Origin of the sequence: Pantoea sp. GCM10028869, assembly GCF_042666835.1 — a bacterium.
Lineage (GTDB): Bacteria > Pseudomonadota > Gammaproteobacteria > Enterobacterales > Enterobacteriaceae > Pantoea > Pantoea leporis.
In genome coordinates, this window is sequence record NZ_JBHTGO010000009.1 from 160762 (window position 1) to 183215 (window position 22454).

Annotated in this window: 23 protein-coding genes; 15 read left to right on the forward strand and 8 right to left on the reverse strand. The window is 53.5% G+C overall.

Annotated elements, in window-relative coordinates; all coding sequences use genetic code 11:
• Positions 1-24: 24 nt before the first annotated feature.
• The gene (locus ACFQW4_RS20405) at positions 25-714 is read right to left on the reverse strand and encodes an EAL domain-containing protein (protein WP_101761916.1); all 690 of its coding nucleotides are present in this window, start codon (positions 712-714) and stop codon (positions 25-27) included.
• A gap of 714 nt (positions 715-1428) precedes the next feature.
• Positions 1429-3408, reverse strand: a complete 1980-nt coding sequence (gene speA, locus ACFQW4_RS20410) for a biosynthetic arginine decarboxylase (RefSeq protein WP_101761914.1) — start codon at positions 3406-3408, stop codon at positions 1429-1431.
• Positions 3409-4190: 782 nt separating this feature from the next.
• On the opposite strand from speA, the gene metK reads away from it, so the two are divergent.
• The 8 genes from metK to ruvX all read left to right on the forward strand — a co-directional run bounded on the left by metK (position 4191) and on the right by ruvX (position 11491).
• On the forward strand, positions 4191-5345 hold the full coding sequence (gene metK, locus ACFQW4_RS20415) for a methionine adenosyltransferase (RefSeq protein ID WP_061720231.1): 1155 nt from the start codon (positions 4191-4193) through the stop codon (positions 5343-5345).
• Between the two features lie 472 nt (positions 5346-5817).
• Positions 5818-7212 carry a sugar porter family MFS transporter gene (locus tag ACFQW4_RS20420; RefSeq protein WP_101761913.1) on the forward strand — a complete coding sequence of 465 codons (1395 nt, stop codon included), beginning with the start codon at positions 5818-5820 and terminating at the stop codon, positions 7210-7212.
• A gap of 81 nt (positions 7213-7293) precedes the next feature.
• Positions 7294-7806, forward strand: a complete 513-nt coding sequence (locus ACFQW4_RS20425; RefSeq protein WP_137386420.1) for a SprT family zinc-dependent metalloprotease — start codon at positions 7294-7296, stop codon at positions 7804-7806.
• A gap of 88 nt (positions 7807-7894) precedes the next feature.
• On the forward strand, positions 7895-8602 hold the full coding sequence (gene endA, locus ACFQW4_RS20430) for a deoxyribonuclease I (protein WP_192236412.1): 708 nt from the start codon (positions 7895-7897) through the stop codon (positions 8600-8602).
• A 73-nt stretch (positions 8603-8675) separates the two neighbouring features.
• Positions 8676-9407: a 16S rRNA (uracil(1498)-N(3))-methyltransferase gene (gene rsmE, locus ACFQW4_RS20435; RefSeq protein WP_008107252.1), complete on the forward strand. Its 732-nt coding sequence runs from the start codon at positions 8676-8678 to the stop codon at positions 9405-9407.
• Positions 9408-9484: 77 nt separating this feature from the next.
• On the forward strand, positions 9485-10429 hold the full coding sequence (gene gshB, locus ACFQW4_RS20440) for a glutathione synthase (RefSeq protein WP_101761909.1): 945 nt from the start codon (positions 9485-9487) through the stop codon (positions 10427-10429).
• Between the two features lie 82 nt (positions 10430-10511).
• A complete protein-coding gene (locus tag ACFQW4_RS20445) occupies positions 10512-11075 on the forward strand; it encodes a YqgE/AlgH family protein (protein ID WP_377727088.1) in 564 nt (187 codons plus the stop codon).
• Positions 11075-11491 carry a Holliday junction resolvase RuvX gene (ruvX, locus tag ACFQW4_RS20450; RefSeq protein WP_101761907.1) on the forward strand — a complete coding sequence of 139 codons (417 nt, stop codon included), beginning with the start codon at positions 11075-11077 and terminating at the stop codon, positions 11489-11491. The genes ACFQW4_RS20445 and ruvX overlap by 1 nt, the downstream gene beginning before the upstream one ends.
• 144 nt (positions 11492-11635) lie before the next feature.
• On the opposite strand, the gene ACFQW4_RS20455 is transcribed toward ruvX, so the two are convergent.
• Positions 11636-12628, reverse strand: coding sequence for a type IV pilus twitching motility protein PilT (locus tag ACFQW4_RS20455; protein ID WP_377727091.1), 993 nt, complete (start codon positions 12626-12628; stop codon positions 11636-11638).
• A gap of 16 nt (positions 12629-12644) precedes the next feature.
• Here ACFQW4_RS20455 and ACFQW4_RS20460 point away from each other — a divergent pair, with 16 nt between their 5' ends.
• From ACFQW4_RS20460 to hemW, 4 genes are read left to right on the forward strand one after another with little or no spacing between them, the layout of a single operon-like run.
• The gene (locus ACFQW4_RS20460) at positions 12645-13352 is read left to right on the forward strand and encodes a YggS family pyridoxal phosphate-dependent enzyme (RefSeq protein ID WP_377727094.1); all 708 of its coding nucleotides are present in this window, start codon (positions 12645-12647) and stop codon (positions 13350-13352) included.
• 12 nt (positions 13353-13364) lie between these two features.
• A complete protein-coding gene (locus tag ACFQW4_RS20465) occupies positions 13365-13919 on the forward strand; it encodes a YggT family protein (protein ID WP_008107240.1) in 555 nt (184 codons plus the stop codon).
• Between the two features lie 20 nt (positions 13920-13939).
• Positions 13940-14533, forward strand: coding sequence for an XTP/dITP diphosphatase (locus tag ACFQW4_RS20470; RefSeq protein ID WP_377727097.1), 594 nt, complete (start codon positions 13940-13942; stop codon positions 14531-14533).
• Entirely contained in the window at positions 14526-15677 is a 1152-nt protein-coding gene (gene hemW / locus ACFQW4_RS20475; RefSeq protein ID WP_377727100.1) for a radical SAM family heme chaperone HemW, read from the forward strand. The genes ACFQW4_RS20470 and hemW overlap by 8 nt, the downstream gene beginning before the upstream one ends.
• Before the next feature lie 40 nt (positions 15678-15717).
• Here hemW and ACFQW4_RS20480 read toward each other — a convergent pair whose 3' ends face one another.
• The 4 genes from ACFQW4_RS20480 to trmB all read right to left on the reverse strand — a co-directional run bounded on the left by ACFQW4_RS20480 (position 15718) and on the right by trmB (position 19574).
• Positions 15718-17481 carry an Ig-like domain-containing protein gene (locus ACFQW4_RS20480; protein ID WP_377727102.1) on the reverse strand — a complete coding sequence of 588 codons (1764 nt, stop codon included), beginning with the start codon at positions 17479-17481 and terminating at the stop codon, positions 15718-15720.
• A 174-nt stretch (positions 17482-17655) separates the two neighbouring features.
• A complete protein-coding gene (locus tag ACFQW4_RS20485; RefSeq protein ID WP_377727104.1) occupies positions 17656-18372 on the reverse strand; it encodes a DUF2884 domain-containing protein in 717 nt (238 codons plus the stop codon).
• A gap of 156 nt (positions 18373-18528) precedes the next feature.
• Complete coding sequence (locus ACFQW4_RS20490; protein WP_008107231.1) at positions 18529-18855, reverse strand: YggL family protein; 327 nt, start codon at positions 18853-18855, stop codon at positions 18529-18531.
• Positions 18855-19574, reverse strand: coding sequence for a tRNA (guanosine(46)-N7)-methyltransferase TrmB (gene trmB, locus ACFQW4_RS20495; protein ID WP_008107230.1), 720 nt, complete (start codon positions 19572-19574; stop codon positions 18855-18857). Before trmB ends, ACFQW4_RS20490 begins: the two co-directional genes overlap by 1 nt.
• Before the next feature lie 154 nt (positions 19575-19728).
• On the opposite strand from trmB, the gene mutY reads away from it, so the two are divergent.
• Genes mutY through mltC form a run of 3 tightly spaced genes read left to right on the forward strand, consistent with a single transcriptional unit; the run spans position 19729 to position 22220 of the window.
• Positions 19729-20814 carry an A/G-specific adenine glycosylase gene (gene mutY, locus ACFQW4_RS20500; protein ID WP_377727108.1) on the forward strand — a complete coding sequence of 362 codons (1086 nt, stop codon included), beginning with the start codon at positions 19729-19731 and terminating at the stop codon, positions 20812-20814.
• Positions 20814-21086 (forward strand): oxidative damage protection protein, encoded by a 273-nt coding sequence (locus ACFQW4_RS20505; RefSeq protein WP_007890330.1) that lies wholly within the window; start codon positions 20814-20816, stop codon positions 21084-21086. Before mutY ends, ACFQW4_RS20505 begins: the two co-directional genes overlap by 1 nt.
• Positions 21087-21140: 54 nt before the next feature.
• Positions 21141-22220 carry a membrane-bound lytic murein transglycosylase MltC gene (gene mltC / locus ACFQW4_RS20510; protein WP_192236401.1) on the forward strand — a complete coding sequence of 360 codons (1080 nt, stop codon included), beginning with the start codon at positions 21141-21143 and terminating at the stop codon, positions 22218-22220.
• Between the two features lie 166 nt (positions 22221-22386).
• On the opposite strand, the gene ACFQW4_RS20515 is transcribed toward mltC, so the two are convergent.
• Positions 22387-22454: hypothetical protein (locus ACFQW4_RS20515; RefSeq protein ID WP_240516136.1), on the reverse strand; the 68-nt coding region annotated here is incomplete at its 5' end.

Genomic DNA, 22454 nt, shown 5'->3' on the forward strand with positions numbered 1-22454 from the left:
GAAACCAACTCAATAATTTCAGGATTAAGCTAATAAATCATCGAGATAGACGCTCTGCCACAAATAGCCCTGCATGCCATAAATTGCTTTATGCGACAGCAGGTCGACCTGTTGTTGATTTTCAACACCCTCAACGATGACGCCGTTGCATAATTCGTTGAGATGGTCGAGCAGAATGTCAAAGGTGCGACCGTCGCCAAATTGCCAAAAAAATTCTTTGTCAATCTTGACGATTTCAAATATTCCGCTATCAAACATGGAAAGGTTGGAATAACCCGGACCAAAGTCATCGAGCCATAAAGGGGCTGGCGTCACTTTCGCGACACCTTTTAAAATCAACAGATCGGCGCTATTAAATCGCGCGGTGAAGAATGCTGATATTTCCAGACGCAACAGCGTCAGTTGAGCCAGTTTTTCTTGTATTTCAGCATCTTTAAAAATGCTGGCTACGATATCTCTATCAACATTGACACTGACAATCTGGTCGAACCCTTTCTGGTATAGCTGAATAAGTTTTTCGATCTGGTGGAGGAATAACTGCCATTTAACGTCAGCAGAAAGCTGACTGAAGAACCCAACATCCCTTTCAGGGTTACGCTTATTATTGATATTTGCGTCGTCTGCAAGACGCGTTAACAATTCCCTGGCAATCACCTGGCCGGATAAATCGTAAACCGGCTCCAACAAGAACACTGTCTTCGGTTGATTGCTCATTTCACATCCTTACTGCAACTGCCTGATAGCCTTAAACTGTCAGGATTTCTCATGTAAGAAGTAAGGTAAACATTGATAAAACTTAATGTCTTAACTGAAGGTTAACGTACTACTTACACTTTGAGAAATAGATTTCAGTAAACACTTTAGGTAACTTCAATCGTTTAAATCAATCAATAACGTAAGTAAATTTCTCTAAAATTCACAAAAGCTCAGAAAATTCTTAATCTAATTTAACTTATCTTTTACTTTAATAGATCTGTAAAAACCTTATCGAATTGAAAAATAATGATAAAAAAAGATTCTGCACGATTTGATAGCCCTCCTTAACTCAAATTGCAAAATGCTTTATCTGGCATCTATGCTTCCAAAAAGCGCCAATAACCACTAATTTCTATGGTGACTATTAAAACCTTAATGTTTAAATTTTTATTATGCATTGCAAAGAATACATAACAGAATAACTGCTTAATCCATGATGAATCAGTAAGTAAGGTAAGGATATTAAGACAATAATCAGCGTTGCCGACTCGCTTTATTAGAGAAAAGAAGGAGATAGCATTTGGGGAGGTAAATGTGGGATTTACGTGGCGGGTTACAAATAAGCCAAAGGTGATCGTCTTCACAAATCAAATTAAATTATTGTTGCCAGGCGCGGATATAGCAGGAAAAGCGAAAACCGAGCCCTTGCGAGCTCGGTTTAAGAGCAATTAATTACTCATCTTCTAAATAGGTATAACCGTACAAGCCACTCTCGAATTCAGACAAGAACTGCGCGCGCAGCTCTTCATCTATATCCGTTTGTTGCGTTACCTGATCGCGGAACAGCGTCATCAAATCGTTAGGATTCAGCTGCACGTACTCAAGCATATCCGCTACGGTATCGCCCTCATCCGACAGCTGAACTTCCACGCTGCCATCCGGGAACGCAAACACATCAACCGCTTCGGTATCACCGAACAGGTTATGCATGTTGCCGAGAATTTCCTGATACGCGCCCACCATAAAGAAGCCGAGCATCGGCGGATTGTCGATGTCGTATTCCGGCATCGGCATGGTGGTGGCAATGCCATCGCCATCAACGTAGTGATCGATGGTGCCATCGGAGTCACAGGTGATGTCGAGCAACACCGCGCGACGCTTCGGCATTTTATTCAGCCCTTCCAGCGGCAGCACCGGGAACAGCTGATCGATGCCCCACGCATCCGGCATTGACTGGAACAGCGAGAAGTTGACGTAAATCTTATCCGCCATGCGCTCCTGCAGCTCATCAATGATCGGGCGATGCGCGCGGTTGCTGGGATCGAGATGCTGCTGAATGTAGTGGCAGATGCTCAGATAAAGCTGCTCTGCCCAGGCGCGCTGGCCGAGATCGTAGGTGCCTGATGAATAACCGGTATGGATGTCGAACAGATCCATTTGGCTATCGTGCAGCCATTCGCGCAGCGAACGACGCACGTCGGGTTCGTGCATCTCCTGCCACGTATCCCACAGGCTCTGAATCGGACGCGGTGAATCGGCATCCGGTGCCACCGGCGTGCTGAACTCGTTACGCTCAACACCAATGATGTTGGACACCAGCACGGTGTGGTGCGCCGTCACCGCACGACCTGACTCGGTGATCACGGTTGGATGCTCCAGCCCGTTCTCTTCACAGGCATCGCCAATCGCCCAAATCACGTTGTTGGCGTATTCGTTCAGACCGTAGTTGACCGAGCAATCTGACTGCGAGCGGGTTCCTTCATAATCCACACCCAAACCGCCGCCCACATCGAAGCATTTGATGTTAACGCCCAGCTTCGCCAGCTCCACGTAGAAACGCGCCGACTCACGCACGCCGGTCGCGATGTCGCGGATGTTGGACATCTGCGAACCGAGATGGAAGTGCAGCAGCTGCAGGCTATCGAGACGGCCCGCTTTGCGCATGATATCGACCAGCTGTAACACCTGCGATGCCGCCAGGCCAAACTTCGATTTTTCACCGCCGCTCGACTGCCACTTGCCTGAGCCCTGCGACGCCAGACGCGCGCGGATACCGAGACGCGGAATCACATTCAGACGCTCGGCCTCTTCCAGCACCAGACGCACTTCGGTCATCTTCTCGATCACCAGATAGACTTTGTGGCCGAGCTTTTCACCGATCAGCGCCAGACGAATGTATTCGCGGTCTTTATAGCCGTTGCAGACAATCACCGAACGGGTTTTACCGGCGTGAGCCAGCACAGCCATCAGCTCGGCTTTCGAACCGGCTTCCAAGCCCAGCGGTTCGCCAGAGTTGACCAGCGACTCAATCACGCGCTTATGCTGATTCACCTTGATTGGGTAAACCAGGAAGTAATCACCTTTATAGCCGTAAGATTCACGCGCGCGTTTGAAGGCGGCATTAATCGAACGCAGACGATGCTGGAGAATCTGCGGGAAGCAGAACAGCGCCGGCAGACGTTGACCGTCGGCTTCGCGCTCTTTCACCAGCTTCGCTAAGTCAACGCGCACTTCCGGCTGATCCGGATCGGGACACACGCTGATGTGCCCCAGCTCGTTGACGTCGTAATAGTTGTTTCCCCACCAGGCAATGTTGTAGGTACGCAGCATTCTGCTCGCTTCCTGATCGTTCATCGCCACCTCCTGCATGGAGCGGAGTACACCTTGTTCGCCAGCTGACGAACCCTTGATATTCTTCATGTCGTCAGACATCGCGAACCTCAATTTTCCGTTGAAATATGAATTTGTTACCGAGTTTTGTCATGGTGGCGCCAGGTAAAAATTGCCTCATCCTGCTTGCTGCCTCTGTAAGGTTGCACTGTGCAATGCTGACTCTAAGTGTAAAACACCGCGCCAAAGTCGGGGCAAATAGCCTGAGACTTCCACGGTCAGTAGACAGCGAAATAGAGTAATAGATGCAGAGAAATGTTAACCGGCGCGCGTGTCGGGAGAATGAACACAACGTCGATAAGAGAAAAGAACGGTTTTGGAGTGTGAAAGGAGTGCCAGCGCGCCGGAACAGCGCAGTGAACCAAAGCGAAAGAAAGAGTGGTTCATTACTTTAATCACCTCCATCGCCTGCTTAAAGCATGCGAGAAACGGCTTGGGTGAAGGTCAGATTAAATGGCATCTGACAGCGCGACGCACGGCGGCGTCATCCTTTGCGGCTGTGGTCGACAGCAGCGGCGTTTTATACAGCCACGCGGGGTAAATTGCAAAATCTTTGTCAGTAACTGCGCGCGGTGTCAGGAAATGATTCCACTTAGGATGTTGCGGAAAATGCGGGATCGGAAAAAGCACTGGAAAAGTGCTCACTGAGTAACCTAGAATAGCCGTCCAGATGGTTTTCCATCTAAACTGATTAACATCCAGGCGGTGTGAGTTAATGCTCTCGCTGCCACTGCTTGCGGCTTTGCCTGAAGGGGCGTCGAGTCGGTCTGATCCCGCTTACGCTATGCAGTCGTATTCAAACCATTTTTAAGGTAAAGAACAGAATGGCTAAACACCTTTTTACATCTGAGTCCGTATCAGAAGGACATCCTGATAAAATCGCTGACCAAATTTCCGATGCCGTGCTGGATGCGATCCTTGAGCAGGATCCTAAAGCGCGCGTGGCCTGCGAAACTTACGTGAAGACCGGTATGGTGCTGGTGGGTGGTGAAATCACCACCAGCGCATGGGTGGATATCGAAGAGATCACCCGTAATACCGTACGTGAAATCGGCTATGTCCATTCCGATATGGGCTTTGATGCGAACTCTTGCGCAGTGCTGAGCGCGATTGGTAAGCAATCTCCAGACATCAATCAGGGCGTTGACCGTACCGATCCGCTGGAACAAGGCGCGGGCGATCAGGGCCTGATGTTCGGCTACGCCAGCAACGAAACCGATGTGCTGATGCCAGCGCCGGTCACCTACGCGCACCGTCTGGTGCAGCGTCAGGCTGAAGTGCGTAAAAGTGGTTCACTGCCGTGGCTGCGTCCGGATGCAAAAAGCCAGATCACCTTCCAGTACGATGACGGCAAAATTGTCGGTATCGATGCAGTTGTACTCTCGACCCAGCATGCTGAAGATGTGACCACCGCCGATCTGCGTGAAGCGGTGATGGAAGAGATCATCAAGCCGGTTCTGCCGACTGAGTGGATCACCGCCAGCACCAAATACCACATCAACCCAACTGGCCGTTTTGTCATCGGTGGTCCAATGGGCGACTGCGGTCTGACCGGTCGTAAAATTATCGTTGATACCTACGGCGGCATGGCGCGTCACGGTGGCGGCGCGTTCTCAGGTAAGGATCCGTCAAAAGTCGACCGTTCTGCCGCTTACGCTGCACGTTATGTGGCGAAAAACATCGTCGCGGCTGGCCTGGCTGACCGTTGTGAAATCCAGGTTTCTTACGCCATCGGCGTGGCTGAGCCAACCTCGATCATGGTTGAAACTTTCGGTACCGAGAAAGTTTCCACCGAGCAGCTGACGCTGCTGGTGCGCGAGTTCTTCGACCTGCGTCCATACGGCCTGATTCAGATGATGGATCTGCTGAAACCGATCTACAAAGAGACCGCAGCATACGGTCACTTTGGTCGTGAGCACTTCCCGTGGGAGCAGACTGACAAAGCCGCGCAGCTACGCGAAGCGGCGGGTTTGAAGTAATAGACTACTCTGCGGGCTGATGCCCTCGCCCCGGCCCTCTCCAACGGGAGAGGGCGACGCTGCACAATTTGACATCGAAGCTCGCTTTTGGCGGGCTTTTTTTTATGCCTTTGCATCGTCAGGCACATTTTTCTCCGCCGTCTACACTTCTTTCACCTCGCTTACAACTTAGTGATAACGATTACATTTTGAAATCCTTTATCAATCGGCAATTTAGAGATTTTTCAGCGTAGTTATTACTCTGAAAATGCGTTATTTTCAGCGTCGTCTGATAGCCGGTATTTAGTGCGATGTCAGAAACTTAAAGGGTGCTATACCTTACTGGTTACGTAACTATTTCGGGCGGAAAATGCTGGATTGCAGGGTTTCAGCGTGTGTAACCGATTACACTGGCGTGATCTTACTCACTTTTTTCCGCCGACAGGTTTCATAACATTGATAACAACAACGATGGATAAACTTTGGAGGCTTCATGCCTGGTAATAATCACAAGAGCAGAACTTCAAATAAGGTCATGACCTTGTTTGTCTGCTTCTTAGCGGCGCTGGCCGGCTTGCTGTTTGGTCTGGATATCGGTGTTATCGCCGGTGCTCTGCCTTTCATCGCGAAAGATTTTAACGTCACTGCCCACCAGCAAGAGTGGATCGTCAGCTCAATGATGTTTGGTGCTGCAGTCGGTGCGGTGGGCAGCGGCTGGATGTCATCGCGTCTGGGTCGTAAAAAGAGCCTGATGGCCGGTGCGATTCTTTTCGTTATCGGTTCACTGTGGTCTGCGGGTGCAACCAGCCCGGAAATGCTGATCGCCGCGCGTGTGGTGCTTGGCCTGGCCGTGGGTGTTGCTTCTTACACCGCGCCGCTGTATCTCTCTGAAATCGCACCAGAGAAGATTCGCGGCAGTATGATTTCGCTGTATCAACTGATGATCACCATCGGTATTCTGGCGGCGTATCTCTCCGATACCGCGTTCAGCGACGCTGGCGCATGGCGCTGGATGCTGGGCATCATCACTATTCCTGCGGTACTGCTGCTGATTGGCGTCTTCTTCCTGCCCAACAGCCCACGCTGGCTGGCGGCTAAAGGTGACTTCCGCAGTGCTGAGCGCGTGTTATCGCGCCTGCGTGATACCAGCGAACAAGCAAAACGTGAACTGGATGAAATCCGTGAAAGCCTGAAAATTAAACAGTCGGGCTGGCAGCTGTTCCAGAGCAACAGCAACTTCCGCCGCGCAGTGTTCCTTGGCGTGCTGTTGCAGGTGATGCAGCAGTTCACCGGCATGAACGTCATCATGTACTACGCACCGAAGATCTTCGAAATCGCTGGCTTTGCCAACACCACGCAGCAAATGTGGGGCACGGTCATTGTTGGTCTGGTAAACGTGCTGGCGACCTTTATTGCTATCGGTCTGGTGGATCGCTGGGGCCGTAAACCTACGCTGCTGCTGGGCTTCCTGGTGATGGCGCTGGGTATGGGCATTCTCGGCACCATGCTGCACATCGGCATCCATTCTCAAGAAGCGCAATACTTCGCGGTGGCGATGCTGCTGATGTTCATCATTGGTTTTGCGATGTCTGCTGGCCCGCTGATTTGGGTACTGTGTTCCGAGATTCAGCCGCTGAAAGGCCGCGACTTCGGTATCACGGTGTCCACCGCGACCAACTGGATTGCCAACATGATTGTCGGTGCGACCTTCCTGACCATGCTGAATACGCTGGGCAACGCGCCAACCTTCTGGGTTTACGCCGGTCTGAACGTGTTCTTCATTCTGCTGACGCTGGCGCTGATTCCAGAGACCAAAAACGTCTCGCTGGAGCACATCGAGCGCAACCTGATGTCCGGCAAAAAACTGCGCGATATCGGTCAGAAGTAATCCCGATGAGCGAATGCAAGGGCTGCCAATTGGCAGCCCTTTTTATTTGAGATCGTTCCGGCAACCTTTTATGCTGCCCCCATGAAAACACCGCGCCTTCCCATCGCCTTACAACAAGCCGTTATGCGCTCGCTGCGCCACTATTTACAGCTGGCCAACGAGAAGCTGGAACGCCGCTTTGATGAGCCCTCGCTGGTTTATCAGCAGCGCGGCACCGCTGCGGGCACCGCATGGCTGGAGAAGTGGGAAATCCGCATCAATCCGGTGCTGCTACTGGAGAATCAGCAGGCATTCGTTGATGAAGTGGTGCCGCACGAACTGGCGCATCTGCTGGTGTGGAAAACCTTTGGCCGCGTGCCGCCGCACGGCAAAGAGTGGAAATGGATGATGGAGAGCGTGCTTGGCGTGCCTGCGCGCCGCACCCACCAGTTTGAAATCGCCTCGGTGCGCAGCAACACCTTCCCCTATCGCTGCCGCTGTCAGCAGCATCAGCTCACCGTACGGCGCCATAATCGTGTGCTGCGTGGAGAAAGCGAATATCGCTGTGTGCACTGCAAATCCCTGCTGCAACCCGGTGAGTTTTTATCGAATTAGTTCAGCAACCTAGCCTAATCTCATATCCCGTGCGTCATCATTCTGTTACCCTGCCGCCCTTTTTCAGGACCAGGTTAATTTTTGGAATATGTCTCGCAAAACGTTGCTGTTACTTACCTTGTTAGTTGCCCCGCTTAGCGCTTACAGCCTCAGTTTCACTCATTATCATCAAAACAATTTTAGTCAGGCCAAAGCCTATGCCGCGCAGATCAACGCAGATGCGCCCGCCGACTTTTACTGCGGCTGCAAAATCAGCTGGCACGGCAAAAAGGGCGTACCGGATCTAAGCAGTTGCGGCTACAGCGTGCGTAAGAACGCCAATCGCGCCGAACGCATTGAGTGGGAACATGTGATGCCCGCGTGGGAGTTCGGCCATCAGCGTCAGTGCTGGCAAAACGGCGGCCGCAAAAGCTGCAGCAAAGATGCCGATTACCGCCGCATCGAGAGCGATCTGCATAACCTGCAGCCAGCGATTGGTGAAGTGAACGGCGACCGCAATAATTTCCAGTACAGCCAATGGAACGGCGGCGAACAGCAATACGGTCAATGCAGCATGAAGGTCGATTTTAAGCAGAAACTGGCGCAGCCGCCGGAGCGTGCGCGTGGCGCCATTGCCCGCACTTACTTCTATATGCGCGACCAATATCACCTGCGCCTGTCGCGTCAGCAAACCCAACTGTTTACCGCGTGGGATAAGCAATATCCGGTGACGAGCTGGGAGTGTGAGCGCGACAATCGCATCGCCAAAGTGCAGGGAAATCACAATTCCTACGTACAGCAGGCTTGCCAGCGCTAAAAGCGCTACCCTAAACTAGTTTTTTTCGATTGCGCCGTGTCCGCTGACACGGCATAACGCTGGCAGGAACCGCATGCGTATACCTCGCATTTATCATCCCGAATCTCTCGAAGTTAACAGTGAAGTCTTCCTCGATGAAGATGCCGCTAACCATGTTGGACGCGTGCTGCGCATGACGGCCGGTCAGCAAATTGAGCTGTTTGATGGCAGTAATCTGACTTTTAGCGCCGAAATCACCCAGGCTGATAAAAAGCGTGTAAAAGTAAGGGTCCTTGCCAGCCAGGCTGATGACCGTGAATCCCCGCTGCATTTACATCTCGGTCAGGTGATGTCGCGCGGTGAAAAAATGGAATTCACTATCCAGAAATCGATCGAACTTGGCGTGAATGTGATTACGCCCTTGTTTTCTGAACGCTGCGGCGTAAAGCTGGATGCCGAGCGGCTGGCAAAAAAAATTCAGCAATGGCAGAAAATCGCGATTGCCGCCTGTGAACAGTGCGGCCGTAATCGTGTGCCGGAAATTCGCGAGCCGATGACATTGCAAGCCTGGTGCGCGGAAGCCGAAGACGGTTTGAAGCTCAATTTGCATCCGCGCGCCAGCCACAGCATCAACACGCTGCCGCAGCCGGTAGAGCGCCTGCGCTTGCTGATTGGGCCGGAAGGTGGCTTAACCGCCGATGAAATTGCCATGACCGCGCAGCAGGGTTTTACCGATATTCTGCTTGGACCCCGCGTGTTGCGCACCGAAACCACCGCACTCACCGCCATTACGGCACTTCAGGTGAGGTTTGGTGACCTCGGTTAAGCGATACTTTCGGGTTCGAACGTAACTTCACAGCACAACGCTTTCGGGGTAAATGCTTCCCCATTTAGGAGAGAATAATGATTAAGCTTGGCATCGTTATGGACCCGATTTCGTCCATCAATATTAAAAAAGACACCAGCTTCGCCATGTTGCTGGAAGCACAGCGCCGTGGTTACGAAATTCATTACATGGAGATGGGCGATCTCTCCTTGCGCGGTGGCGTGACTTACGCGCGCACGCGTCTGCTGAGCGTTGAGCAGAACTACGACAACTGGTACACGTTTGGCAGCGAGCAGAATATCCCGCTGGCCGATCTTAACGTGGTGCTGATGCGTAAAGATCCGCCGTTCGACACCGAATTTATCTATGCCACATACCTGCTGGAACGCGCAGAAGAGCAAGGTACGCTGATCGTGAACAAACCGCAGAGCCTGCGCGACTGCAACGAGAAGCTGTATACCGCATGGTTCGCCGACCTGACGCCAGATACGCTGGTCACGCGTAATAAAGAGCAGCTGCGCGCCTTCTGGCAGGAGCATGGCGACGTGATCCTTAAGCCGCTGGACGGCATGGGCGGCGCCTCGATCTTCCGCGTGAAACAGGACGATCCCAACTTCGGCGTGATCACCGAAACCCTGACTAATCACGGCCAGTACTTCTGCATGGCGCAGAACTATCTGCCGGCGATCAAAGACGGCGACAAACGCGTGTTGGTGGTGGATGGCGAACCTGTGCCTTACTGCCTGGCGCGCATTCCGCAAGGCGGCGAAACGCGCGGTAATCTGGCAGCCGGTGGCCGTGGTGAAGCGCGTCCGCTGAGCGACAGTGACTGGGAAATTGCGCGTCGCGTTGGCCCAACGCTGAAAGCCAAAGGGCTGATTTTTGTCGGCCTGGATATTATCGGTGATAAACTGACTGAAGTTAACGTGACCAGCCCAACCTGCGTACGTGAAATCGAGGCCGCGTTCCCGATATCGATCACTGGCATGCTGATGGATGCCATTGAGAAACGCCTGGGCTGATGCCGTCGGAGTCTCCACTCCGTGAACACCCAAAACCGGCGCTGCCGCGGCTGCGCCGGTTATTTTTGGTATACGAGTGATAATGAATTTACAGCATCATTTTCTAATTGCGATGCCGTCGCTGCAGGACCCACTGTTCAAACGCTCGGTAGTCTATATCTGTGAGCACAATGAAGATGGCGCCATGGGTTTGATCGTTAATAAGCCAATGGACAACCTGACGGTCGAAGGCATCCTTAAAAAGCTTAAAATTAGCGCATCCGAACGCGATCCTGCCATCAAACTGGACAAGCCAGTGTTTGCCGGTGGTCCGCTGGCGGAAGATCGTGGTTTCATACTGCACTCGGCGCAGCGCATTTACTCCTCGAGCATTCGTATTTCAGACAACACGGTGATCACCACCTCACGTGATGTGCTGGAAGCGATCGGCACCACTTCACAGCCCGATAACGTGCTGGTGGCGCTGGGTTATTGCGCCTGGGAGAAAGGTCAGCTGGAAGAGGAGTTGCTGGAGAATGCCTGGCTCACCTCGCCCGCTAACACCAATATTCTGTTCCAGACGCCCATCGCTGAACGCTGGCGTGAAGCGGCACGCGGTTTGGGCGTCGATATTCACAACATTGCCACCGATGCAGGGCACGCCTGATGGCCAGTGAAACCTTACTGGGCTTCGATTTCGGCACCAAAAGCATCGGCGTTGCTGTCGGTCAGCAATTAACGGGCACCGCGCGCGCGTTGACGGCGCTAAAAGCGCAGGATGGTACGCCGGACTGGAAGCTGATCGAAAAGCTGCTGAAAGAGTGGCAGCCCAATTATGTGGTGGTGGGCTTGCCGCTGAATATGGATGGCACCGAACAGGAACTTACTGCGCGCGCACGTAAGTTCGCCAATCGCCTGCATGGTCGTTTTGGCGTACGCGTCGAGCTGCAGGACGAGCGCCTGAGCACCGTTGAAGCACGTGCCGATCTGTTTGAACGCGGCGGTTTTCGTGCGTTGCAGAAAGGCCAGGTTGATTCCCAATCCGCGGTGATTATCCTCGAAGATTGGTTTGATACGCATTAAAGCCATCCAGAACTGGCACATGGCGTAGCGGCGCATTTATTGCGCATTGCCACGGATGAGCAGGGCAGCGGCATAAATATGCGCGATGAATCGCGCCGCTACAATGGGTTGGTTTTCCGCCTTTGAGCGCCTATCTGGATCTCTTCAAATCATCCCCGCCGCCTGACGCCCCTGCTCGCTCTGCGCAAAGGTTTGCATGCCCGCCTGCGCGCCGGTTTGCAATACGCCAGGCAGTTGATGCATCTTGCCTTCGCGGATCAGGTTCGCCACCGCTGGCGTCGCCACCAACACTTCAAACAAGCCAATACGCCCGCCCGCTTTTGCCGGCACTAAACGTTGCGCCAGCACCGCTTTCAGGCTGCCCGCTAATTGAGTGCGCACCAGGTTTTTCTCCTCGGCGGGAAAGACATCCACCAGCCGATCAACCGCCTGGGTTGCGCCGCGCGTATGGAGCGTAGCCAGCACCAGATGCCCGGTTTCTGCAGCTGTGAGCGCCAGGCGGATGGTTTCGCTGTCGCGCAGTTCGCCGAGTAGAATCACATCAGGATCTTCACGCAGCGCGGCTTTCAGCCCGTGTTGAAACGAGGCGCAGTGCGCACCTACTTCGCGCTGTTGAATCAGCGAGCGCTGGCTGCGATGCACAAACTCAATCGGATCTTCCAGCGTCAGAATGTGCCGCGCCTGCTGACGATTCAGACAATCCACCATCGCCGCCAGCGTGGTGGATTTGCCGCTGCCGGTGGCGCCGGTAATTAAAATCAGTCCCTCTTCCAGCTGTAATAGCTGGCTCACCACCTCGGGCAGATGCAGGCTGCTGAGATCGGGCGCCTGGCTGGCAATTAGCCGCAGCGCCAGCGATAAGCCGTGACGCTGCATAAACAGGTTGGCGCGCAGCCGTATGCCGCTGGCAAGCGTAATAGCGAAGTCAACGTGGCCGTTCTCCTCCAGCTCGGCCTGCTGCGACGCCGTGAGCCACTGCTGCATAAAGGCTTCCAGCCAGCCGCCATCCAGCGCGCTCTGCTGCGGAATCTTCTCCAGCACGCCTTGTCGCCGCCAGTGCGGCAAATGTCCGCTGCAAAGGTGCAGATCGGCGGCGTTATGCTTTACACTAAGGGCCACTATTTCATCCAACTCCATTTAGCTTCTCCTGACTATGACTTCCATTGAGCACAACTTACAGCAAGTGCGTGAGCGTATCGCCGCCGCCGCCGCACGTTGCGGCCGCGCGCCAGAAGAAATTACGCTGCTTGCAGTGAGCAAAACCAAACCTGCGAGCGCGGTCGCAGAAGCCATTGCCGCTGGACAACACGCGTTCGGTGAGAATTACGTGCAGGAAGGGGTTGAAAAAGTGGCTGAGCTGGCCGCACATCCTGATTTGCAATGGCACTTTATCGGCCCGCTGCAATCCAATAAAAGCCGTCTGGTGGCGGAAAACTTCGCCTGGTGCCACACCGTGGACCGCCAGCGCATCGCGCAACGTCTGAACGATCAGCGCCCGGCGTCGTTGCCGCCGCTCAACGTGTTAATTCAGGTAAATATCAGTGACGAGAACAGCAAATCTGGCATCATGCTGGAGGCGTTGCCGGAGCTGGCGCAGCAGATCGCCGCACTGCCGAATTTGCGCTTCCGTGGGCTGATGGCGATTCCGGCGCCTGAGTCAGAATACGCACGGCAACTGGCGGTGTGTCAGCAGATGGCCGCCGCGTTTCAAACCTTAAAACAGGACTATCCTGACGTCGATACGCTTTCTCTGGGAATGAGCGACGATATGGACGCGGCAATCGCCGCGGGCAGCACCATGGTGCGTATTGGCACCGCCGTTTTTGGCGCGCGGGATTATGCGCGACCTTCACAACAATAATTGAGGAACCTCATGTTAACACTGACGTTTTTAGTCAAAACGCTGATCGATTTGTACGTGATGGTGCTGCTGCTGCGCATCTGGATGCAGTGGTCGCGCTGTGACTTCTACAACCCGCTGGCGCAGTTTGTCGTGAAGATCACCCAACCGATTATCAAGCCGCTGCGCCGCGTCATCCCGGCCATTGGCCCGATTGATACCGCATCGCTGCTGCTGGCCTTTGTGCTGACCACGCTGAAATATCCGATCCTGCTGCTGATTCAGGTCGGCGTGTTCTCCGTTGATCCCACCAACCTGCTGGTTGGCCTGCTGTCGCTGGTGAAGTCCGCCGGTTATCTGGTGTTCTGGGTGATCATCATTCGTTCGCTGATGAGCTGGATCAGCCAGGGTCGCGGCCCGGTGGATCAGGTTTTGATGCAGCTGACTGAACCGCTGATGTCACCGATTCGCCGTATTCTGCCGGCGATGGGCGGTATCGATTTCTCTGCCATGATTGTGATTCTGGTGCTGTACGCGCTGAATTTCCTCGGCATGGACCTGTTCCCAGGTCTCTGGTATTTGCTGTAATTCGTCTATCTGGAACTGTTATGCAAAAAGTTGTACTCGCGACCGGAAATCCCGGCAAAGTCCGCGAACTGGCCGATCTGTTAGCGGACTTCGGACTTGATATCGTGGCGCAAACCGAACTCGGCGTTGAGTCGGCGGAAGAAACCGGCCTGACCTTCATCGAAAACGCCATCCTGAAGGCGCGTCATGCGGCTGAGATTACCGGTTTACCGGCGATTGCCGACGATTCCGGTCTGGCGGTCAATGCGCTGGGTGGCGCGCCGGGGATCTACTCCGCGCGCTATGCGGGCGTTGATGCCAGCGACCAGCAGAATCTGGATAAGCTGCTGGTGGCATTGGAAAACGTGCCGGATGGCAAACGTCAGGCTCAGTTCCACTGCGTGCTGGTTTACCTGCGTCACGCCGCCGATCCCACGCCGCTGGTGTTCCACGGTAGCTGGGCCGGGGAAATCACCCGCGCGGCAGCGGGCGCAGGCGGTTTTGGTTACGATCCCATCTTTTATGTCCCTGAATTGGGTAAAACGGCGGCAGAGCTGAGCAAAGACGAAAAGCGCGCCGTCTCTCACCGTGGTAAAGCATTGACGCTGCTGCTGGAAGCGATGCGCAATGCCTGAGTTTTCACCTAAGTTGCCGCCATTAAGCCTGTACATCCATATTCCGTGGTGTGTGCAGAAGTGTCCGTACTGTGATTTCAACTCTCACGCGTTAAAAGGCGAGGTGCCGCACATTGAGTATGTGCAGCACCTGCTCAACGATCTCGAACAGGATTTACCGCTGACCGGCGGCCGTGAAGTGCGCACTATTTTCATCGGCGGCGGCACGCCAAGCCTGTTGAGCAGCAATGCGATGCAGATGCTGATGGACGGCGTGCGTGCGCGTTTGCCGCTGGCGGCCGATGCGGAAATCACCATGGAAGCCAATCCAGGCACCGTTGAAGCCGATCGCTTTAGCGCCTACCAGAAAGCCGGTATTAACCGTATTTCGATTGGCGTGCAGAGTTTCAGTCCACAGAAGCTGGCGCGTTTAGGCCGCATTCACGGGCCGGAAGAAGCCGTGCGCGCCGCCCAACTGGCGGAAGGATTAGGCCTGCGCAGTTTTAACCTCGACCTGATGCACGGCTTGCCGGATCAGTCACTGGAGGAAGCGCTGGATGATCTGCGCCAGGCGATTGCGCTTAATCCGCCGCATCTATCGTGGTATCAGTTGACGATTGAGCCGAACACCTTATTCGGTTCGCGCCCGCCAAAACTGCCGGATGACGATGCGCTGTGGGATATTTTTGAGCAAGGTCATCAACTGCTGAGCGCCGCAGGTTATCAGCAATATGAAACCTCGGCATATGCCAAACCGGGTTACCGCTGCGAGCACAATCTCAACTATTGGCGCTTCGGGGATTACCTCGGCATTGGCTGTGGCGCCCACGGTAAGCTGACGCAAGCCGATGGTCGCATCGTGCGCACGGTGAAAACCCGTCATCCGCGCGGCTTTATGAAAGGCAACTATCTCGATAAGCAGCACGACGTGGCCGAGAACGACAAGCCGTTCGAGTTCTTTATGAACCGTTTTCGTCTGCTGGAAGCCGCACCGCGCGCCGATTTCCGCCGCTATACCGGCATGGATGAGCAGATGATTCGCCCGCAAATTGATGCGGCGATAAGTGCAGGATACGTGGAGGAAACCACGGAGAGCTGGCAGATCACTGAGAAAGGCAAACTGTTCCTGAACTCGCTGCTGGAACTGTTCCTGACAGAAGAGTAATGAAAAATGCCCGGCTTATACCGGGCATCTTTTTTGCGTATTAGCCGTAAGTAATTTCAATTTCCTGATTCACTAACAGTGTGTAATGCGCCTGGCTATGGGTTAACAGTGTCCAGTTTTCCCCGCCGATATGGACTTTATTCTGCGAAGTTAACCAGCCGTCGCTGAATTGCGTGCGATCAAGCGTGATGCGGTCGCCCATGTCGCCATCAATCATCAATTGCTGACTATTGTCGTTGATAAAGAGCCCCTCACCGCCTTCGTTCAGTAACATGTGCAGATCGAGATTAAGCAGATTATTACCTTTGCCACTTATATCTATTTTCTGCAAACCTTCCACACGTGCACTTAGCGCAGCAAAATCAATTATCTGGTTTTCACCCGAAAAAATAATATTTGCCGCTTTCACCAGATAATGAGACGGGTACGTATTTAACCAGCTCGCGACATCATAAATGTGGCGTTCTCCTGGGATGGGCAAATAGCTCGCCCCATTCCCATCATCTCTTGATTCACTTTCATAATTGGCTTCATATTGGGGTGACGGGATGAATCTCACCGGATAATTTGCAGAGTAGGAACTTTCATTCCCAGCTTCATCTATCGCCTTCACACCAAAATTATTCAGCCCTGCACGCATATCTTGCTGCGGAGTCATTCTCCAGTCACCCTGACTATTTGCATAAGCCGATCCCACCGCCGTACCATCCTGATACAGAATCACCAGGCTGTTAACTTCGGCCTTACCGATAAAATCCAGACGTGCATCGTCGGTATTTTGCCCTGGCAATACCGATTCAATCGGTCCCCTATCATCGAGCACCTGCATAATGAGGGGCTGAATTGTTGTGGTATCAATCAGCAGCGTGACGGTGCTGCTCCATTTACTGACGTTGCCGGCATGATCAATGTTGCGAACGCGGAAATTCCATTCGCCATCGGAGAGATTTTGCGGTGGAGTCCACAGCCAGGTGCCATCACTGTCTACCGCAACGGTCGCGGTTGTTACCCAACTGCCGTTTTTGCTGGCGTATTGAACGCGTACATATTCATTAGGGTCGCCAGTGCCGTACAGCTCAGGGCGGCGATCGTCAGTGGCCCGGATGAGATCAAACTGTCCGCGATACAAACCAACATCATCCTCAAAGTAATTGATGGTGGCGCTATCCGGTTTCTCGGTATCAAGCTGAAATGGCCACTTCAGCGACGGCTGGCTGCGATTATTTGCCCGGTCTTCTGCCACGGCACTCAACTCATATGCACCGTCGTTAGGCAGGTTCACTTCCACCTCCCATTTGCCATGCTGATTAGCGGTTACCGAAGCCAGGGGCGTTTTGCTGTTTTTGTTGTAGATATATACCAGGCTATTTGCTTCTGCCTCGCCACGCACGACAGGATTTGCGTCGTTGGTGTAACCATGTCGCTTAATGCTATTGCCGTTATGTATTCCACCCGCTGCATAGTCTTCGATTGCAGTAATTTGCGGCTTATCAGGCGCGATAGTATCAATGTTGTAATTGACCGAAACGATATCACTTTGGTTATTAGCGCGATCAACGGCAACAAAGGTCAGCACATGTTCACCGTCAGGCAACGGTTGAGAAGGCGTCCAGGAAAAACGGCCGCCACTCACTGGCACACTTATTGGGTTTTTACCATTGACCATGATGATGACTGCAACGGTATCTGGCGAATGCGCACTGCCTTCCCATCGCTTCTGCGCATCGTTATACCAGTCGGATTGAATATGCACGGTGTGAGGTGAAGGGGTATTACTGGAAGCAGAGGCGTTAAAAAATAACATAAAAACTCCTTAAAAATAAATAATTTCAATGAGTTGCTAACTCACTTTCATCTTTATTATTTTGGTGTTTTTACGGTTATCAGATTCGTCCCGAATCTAAGGTTCTTAAATGCAGTGCATCTTAAAAGCAAAAAGCCAGCCGACTGGGCTGGCTTTGTTAGCTGAAGCAAATCATTAGCTTTTAACGTTCTGCATCAGTCCTTTGCGCTGCTCTTCCAGCACGGTTACGCGGTTGCATACTTCGTGGCCGAAGTTCTGGAAATCCTGCTCCTGCTTATTCCACTCCGCCTGCACCGACTGTTGTAAACCGCCAAGGTTGCCCATAATGGCCTGCAGTGGATTGCTCCCACCCGCCGCCTGGCTGCTGCCCATTTCGTTGAGACTATCCTGCATGATGCCGCCTAGCGTGCTCTGCACCAGCTTCTCGCCTTCCGCGCGCACCTGATCGATAGCCTGATGATGGAACGTCAGTCCGTCGGGACGATGCTCAATAATGCGGTTCATTTGCTGCTTGAGCTGGCCATCCAGTTTAGTGAGACGATTACGCACATTGCTGTTCGCGCCGAGCTTGTCGACAATCACTTTATCCAGCGCCACGCGGCTGCGTTCCAGACGCGAGGTTGCGCCGCTATCGATCCACGGCAAATCGCGACGCAGCGCGGTCTGGTAGTCGATGGCTTTCTGGCGCGCGGCGTTATCAACGTTGACCTTCTGGCCATTAAACTGCACGTCACCCTGCGGAGTGATTTCGAGGTTGCCGTTGGTTCCCACCACCTGCACGCTCTGCGGTTTAATGATCACATCATCCTGTGGCTTGACGCTGCACTCGTATGCAGCCTGAGCCTGAGTTGCCGCCAGCAGCAGCGCGGCGATAAGTGCCTTACGAACCATGAAATCTCCCTTTTTACGCGCTGAAAGGTCGGGCGTTGAGCGTCGCAGCCATTTTTGTGCCGGCCAGCGCGCAGCATCCGGAGCGTACATAAGTACGTGAGGAATGCGAGCACTGCCCGGTGCAAAAAGGGCAAGTAAGCTAGCCCGATACGATCTTTAGTCCCACCAAACGTCGAAGAGTTCAGTCACCTGCACATCCGTCAGGTTATGAGCTTCCAGCCACTTGCGCACCAGCTCGCGGTGCTCGTCGGTGCATTTGCCGGTTTCCTGCAAGCACACCAGACCTTCCCACACCAGATAACCGCTGCCGTCATACGCCAGACCGTTCGGCGCGATCACTTCATTAATGAACTGATCAACAGTGGCGTCGATTTGCTCCTCGGTGGTGCCTTCGGCGAAACGCCAGGCGACGGAGAAGCCTAATTCCTGAAACTCATCAATATGCAGTTTTTTACGCAAACGACGGCTACGCTGTACGGCCATTATTTCACCCTCTCAAACATCAGATCCCATACGCCATGGCCCAGTCGCTGCCCGCGCTGCTCAAACTTGGTTAACGGACGCGTTTCCGGACGCGGCACGTAATTGTTACTTTCCGACTGATTTTTATATCCGTCGATGCTGCTCATCACTTCCAACATATGTTCGGCGTAGGCTTCCCAATCGGTCGCCATATGGAACACGCCGCCCAGCTTCAATTTGCGCATCACCAGCTCAGCAAACGGCACCTGTACGATGCGACGTTTGTTATGGCGCGCTTTGTGCCACGGATCCGGGAAGAACAGCTGCACCATGCGCAGCGAGTTATCCGGAATCATCTTCTGCAGCACTTCTACCGCGTCGTGACACATTACGCGCAGGTTCTCCACGCCCGCTTCCTTCGCCGACGCCAGGCAGGCACCCACGCCCGGCGCATGCACTTCCAGGCCAAGGAAATTCTGATGTGGATTGTTCTGCGCCATGGTCACCAGCGAGGCGCCCATGCCGAAACCGATCTCCAGCACTACCGGCGCGTCACGGCCAAACAGCGTCACCAGATCCAGCGGCTCCTGCTGGAACTCCACGCCCATCTCCGGCCATAAATTATCGAGCGCGAGCTGCTGTCCTTTCGTTAAGCGCCCCTGACGGCGCACAAAACTGCGGATACGGCGTAATGGCCGCCCGTTCTCATCAAATTCTGGGGTGATGACGTCATTAATCATGTTGAAGCCTGCTGGTTAGCCTGTTCTGGGAAACGGGCATTATGCAAAGTTAGGAAGCAGAAGCAAGCCTTTGCAATGTTCCGGTTTACACCCTGAGGTCTCTGTGCTGGAATTCCTGCCTGATTGTAGAGTAAACACGGAAAATTTCCTTCTTATGATGCAAGCGCCGACGTTCGCGCAACAAGTGCTGGATTGGTATCAGCGCTTTGGTCGCAAAACCCTGCCGTGGCAGCAGGAGAAAACGCCGTACATGGTATGGCTCTCTGAAGTGATGCTGCAGCAAACCCAGGTTGCTACCGTCATTCCCTATTTTGAACGCTTTATGGCGCGCTTCCCGACGGTGGCCGATCTGGCAGCGGCACCGCTGGATGAAGTGCTACATCTGTGGACCGGTCTCGGCTATTACGCGCGCGCGCGCAATCTACACAAAGCCGCGAAACAGGTGGTGGAGAAGCACGGTGGCGAGTTCCCGCGAAACTTCGACGATGTCGCAGCGCTGCCGGGCATTGGCCGTTCTACCGCGGGCGCGGTGTTATCGCTGTCGCTCGGTCTGCACTTCCCAATTCTGGATGGCAACGTAAAACGCGTGCTGGCGCGCTGCTACGCGGTGGGCGGCTGGCCGGGTAAAAAGGAGGTTGAAAAACGGCTGTGGCAGATCAGCGAAGATGTGACGCCAGCGGCAGGCGTCAGCCAGTTCAATCAGGCGATGATGGACCTTGGCGCATTAGTATGTACTCGCTCACGCCCTAAATGCGAAATCTGCCCGCTTAATAGCAGATGCGTTGCTTATGCCAACAACAGCTGGGCGGCGTATCCCGGTAAGAAACCCAAACAGACCTTGCCAGAACGTAGCGGCTGGATGCTGATGATGCAGGATGGCGATGACGTGTGGTTAGAGCAGCGCCCGCCGGTTGGCCTGTGGGGCGGACTGTTCTGCTTCCCGCAGTTTACAAGTGAGCAAGCGCTAACTGACTGGCTAACTGAGCGCGGCATTCATGTTAAACCGCAACAGCTCACCGCATTCCGCCACACCTTTAGCCATTTCCACTTAGACATTGTGCCTATGTGGCTCGCAAAGCCTTCCGCTGGGTCGCTGATGGATGAAGCGGGCGGTCTCTGGTATAACTTAGCGCAACCACCGTCAGTGGGTTTGGCGGCGCCGGTTGAGCGCTTGCTGCATGAATTGCGCCATCCCCAGCAGCTTACGCGTCGAGCAGACGTGACCGAAGAGGAAGAGTAATGAGCCGCACCATTTTTTGTACTTATCTGCAACGCGACGCTGAAGGTCAGGACTTTCAGCTCTATCCTGGCGAATTGGGTAAGCGCATCTTTAATGAGATCTCCAAAGAGGCCTGGCAGCAGTGGATGTCCAAGCAAACCATGCTGATCAATGAGAAGAAATTGAGCATGATGAACCCGGAAGATCGCAAAGTGCTGGAGAAGGAGATGATCAATTTCCTGTTCGAAGGCAAAGATGTGCACATTGAAGGTTACACCCCGCCAGAAAAATAACCGTTCAGGGCTTCCCTTTGAGGCCCTCTTTTTCGATTCAGGCACGCATTAACAATGAATAAAAAACTGATAGCGCTCTTGGTGATTGCACCACTTTTGGTCTCCTGCTCCGGACAAAAAAAATCGCAGTTTCATGAAGAGTGGGTCAAGGACACCAACGGTTTCGATATTTTGATGGGCCAGTTTGCCCACAATATTGAAAACATTTGGGGAATCAATGAAGTTCTGATCGCCGGACCGAAAGATTACGTCAAATATAGCGACGGTTATTACACCCGCAGTCACATCAACTTTGACAGCGGTAGCATCACCATTGAGACCATTTCCGGTACCGATCCGATGGCCAGCCTGCGTCAGGCGATCATCACCACGCTGTTGATTGGCGAAGATCCGGGCAATGTCGATCTCTACTCCGATGCCAACGATATTCAAATCAGTAAAGAGCCGCTGCTGTACGGCCAGGTGCTGGATAATACCGGCCAGCCGATCCGCTGGCAGGGCCGCGCCGGCAGCTTTGCTGATTATCTGATTCAAAACAAACTGCAGAAACGCACCTCCGGATTGCACGTCATCTGGTCGGTTACCATTCCGATGGTGCCAAACCACCTCGACAAACGTGCGCACAAATATCTGCCAATGGTGCGTAAAGCCGCTGAACAATATGGCGTGGATGCGTCACTGATTCTGGCGATTATGCAGATTGAATCGAGCTTCAACCCGTATGCGGTGAGCCACGCTGATGCGCTGGGGTTAATGCAGGTGGTGCAGCATACCGCCGGTGTTGATGTGTTCCGTATGAAGGGCAAAGGTGGCAAACCGAGCCGCAGCTATCTGCTTGATCCTGAGAATAATATTGATGCGGGCACCGCGTATTTGTCGCTGCTGCAGAGAAGTTATTTAGGTGGGATTCAGGATCCGACATCACGGCGTTATGCGGTGATTACGGCGTACAACGGCGGCGCGGGCAGCGTGCTACGCGTGTTCTCCAGCGATAAGGATCGCGCGTTCTCGTCAATAAATAGTATGTCGCCGACGGAAGTTTACCAGACGCTGACCACCAACCATCCATCGGCAGAATCACGGCGTTATCTGTATAAAGTGAGCCAGGCGCAGCGCAGTTATCGACGATTTTAAGCTGGTGCGGTTTGTCCCTCATCCCAACCTTCTCCCGCCCGCGGGAGAAGGGGCCGTTCCAGCACGTACGTAACAATGAGCGCCCTCTAAACATTCCCTCTCCCGCGTGCGGGTGTACAGTCCGGGGACATGGTAGACAGGTGTTCGGGGACATGGTGAACACTTTTTAACATCCTTTACCCATGGTGATCGACTTTTTCTTCAGGTCGATCACCCCCACTTTTGTGCTGTACC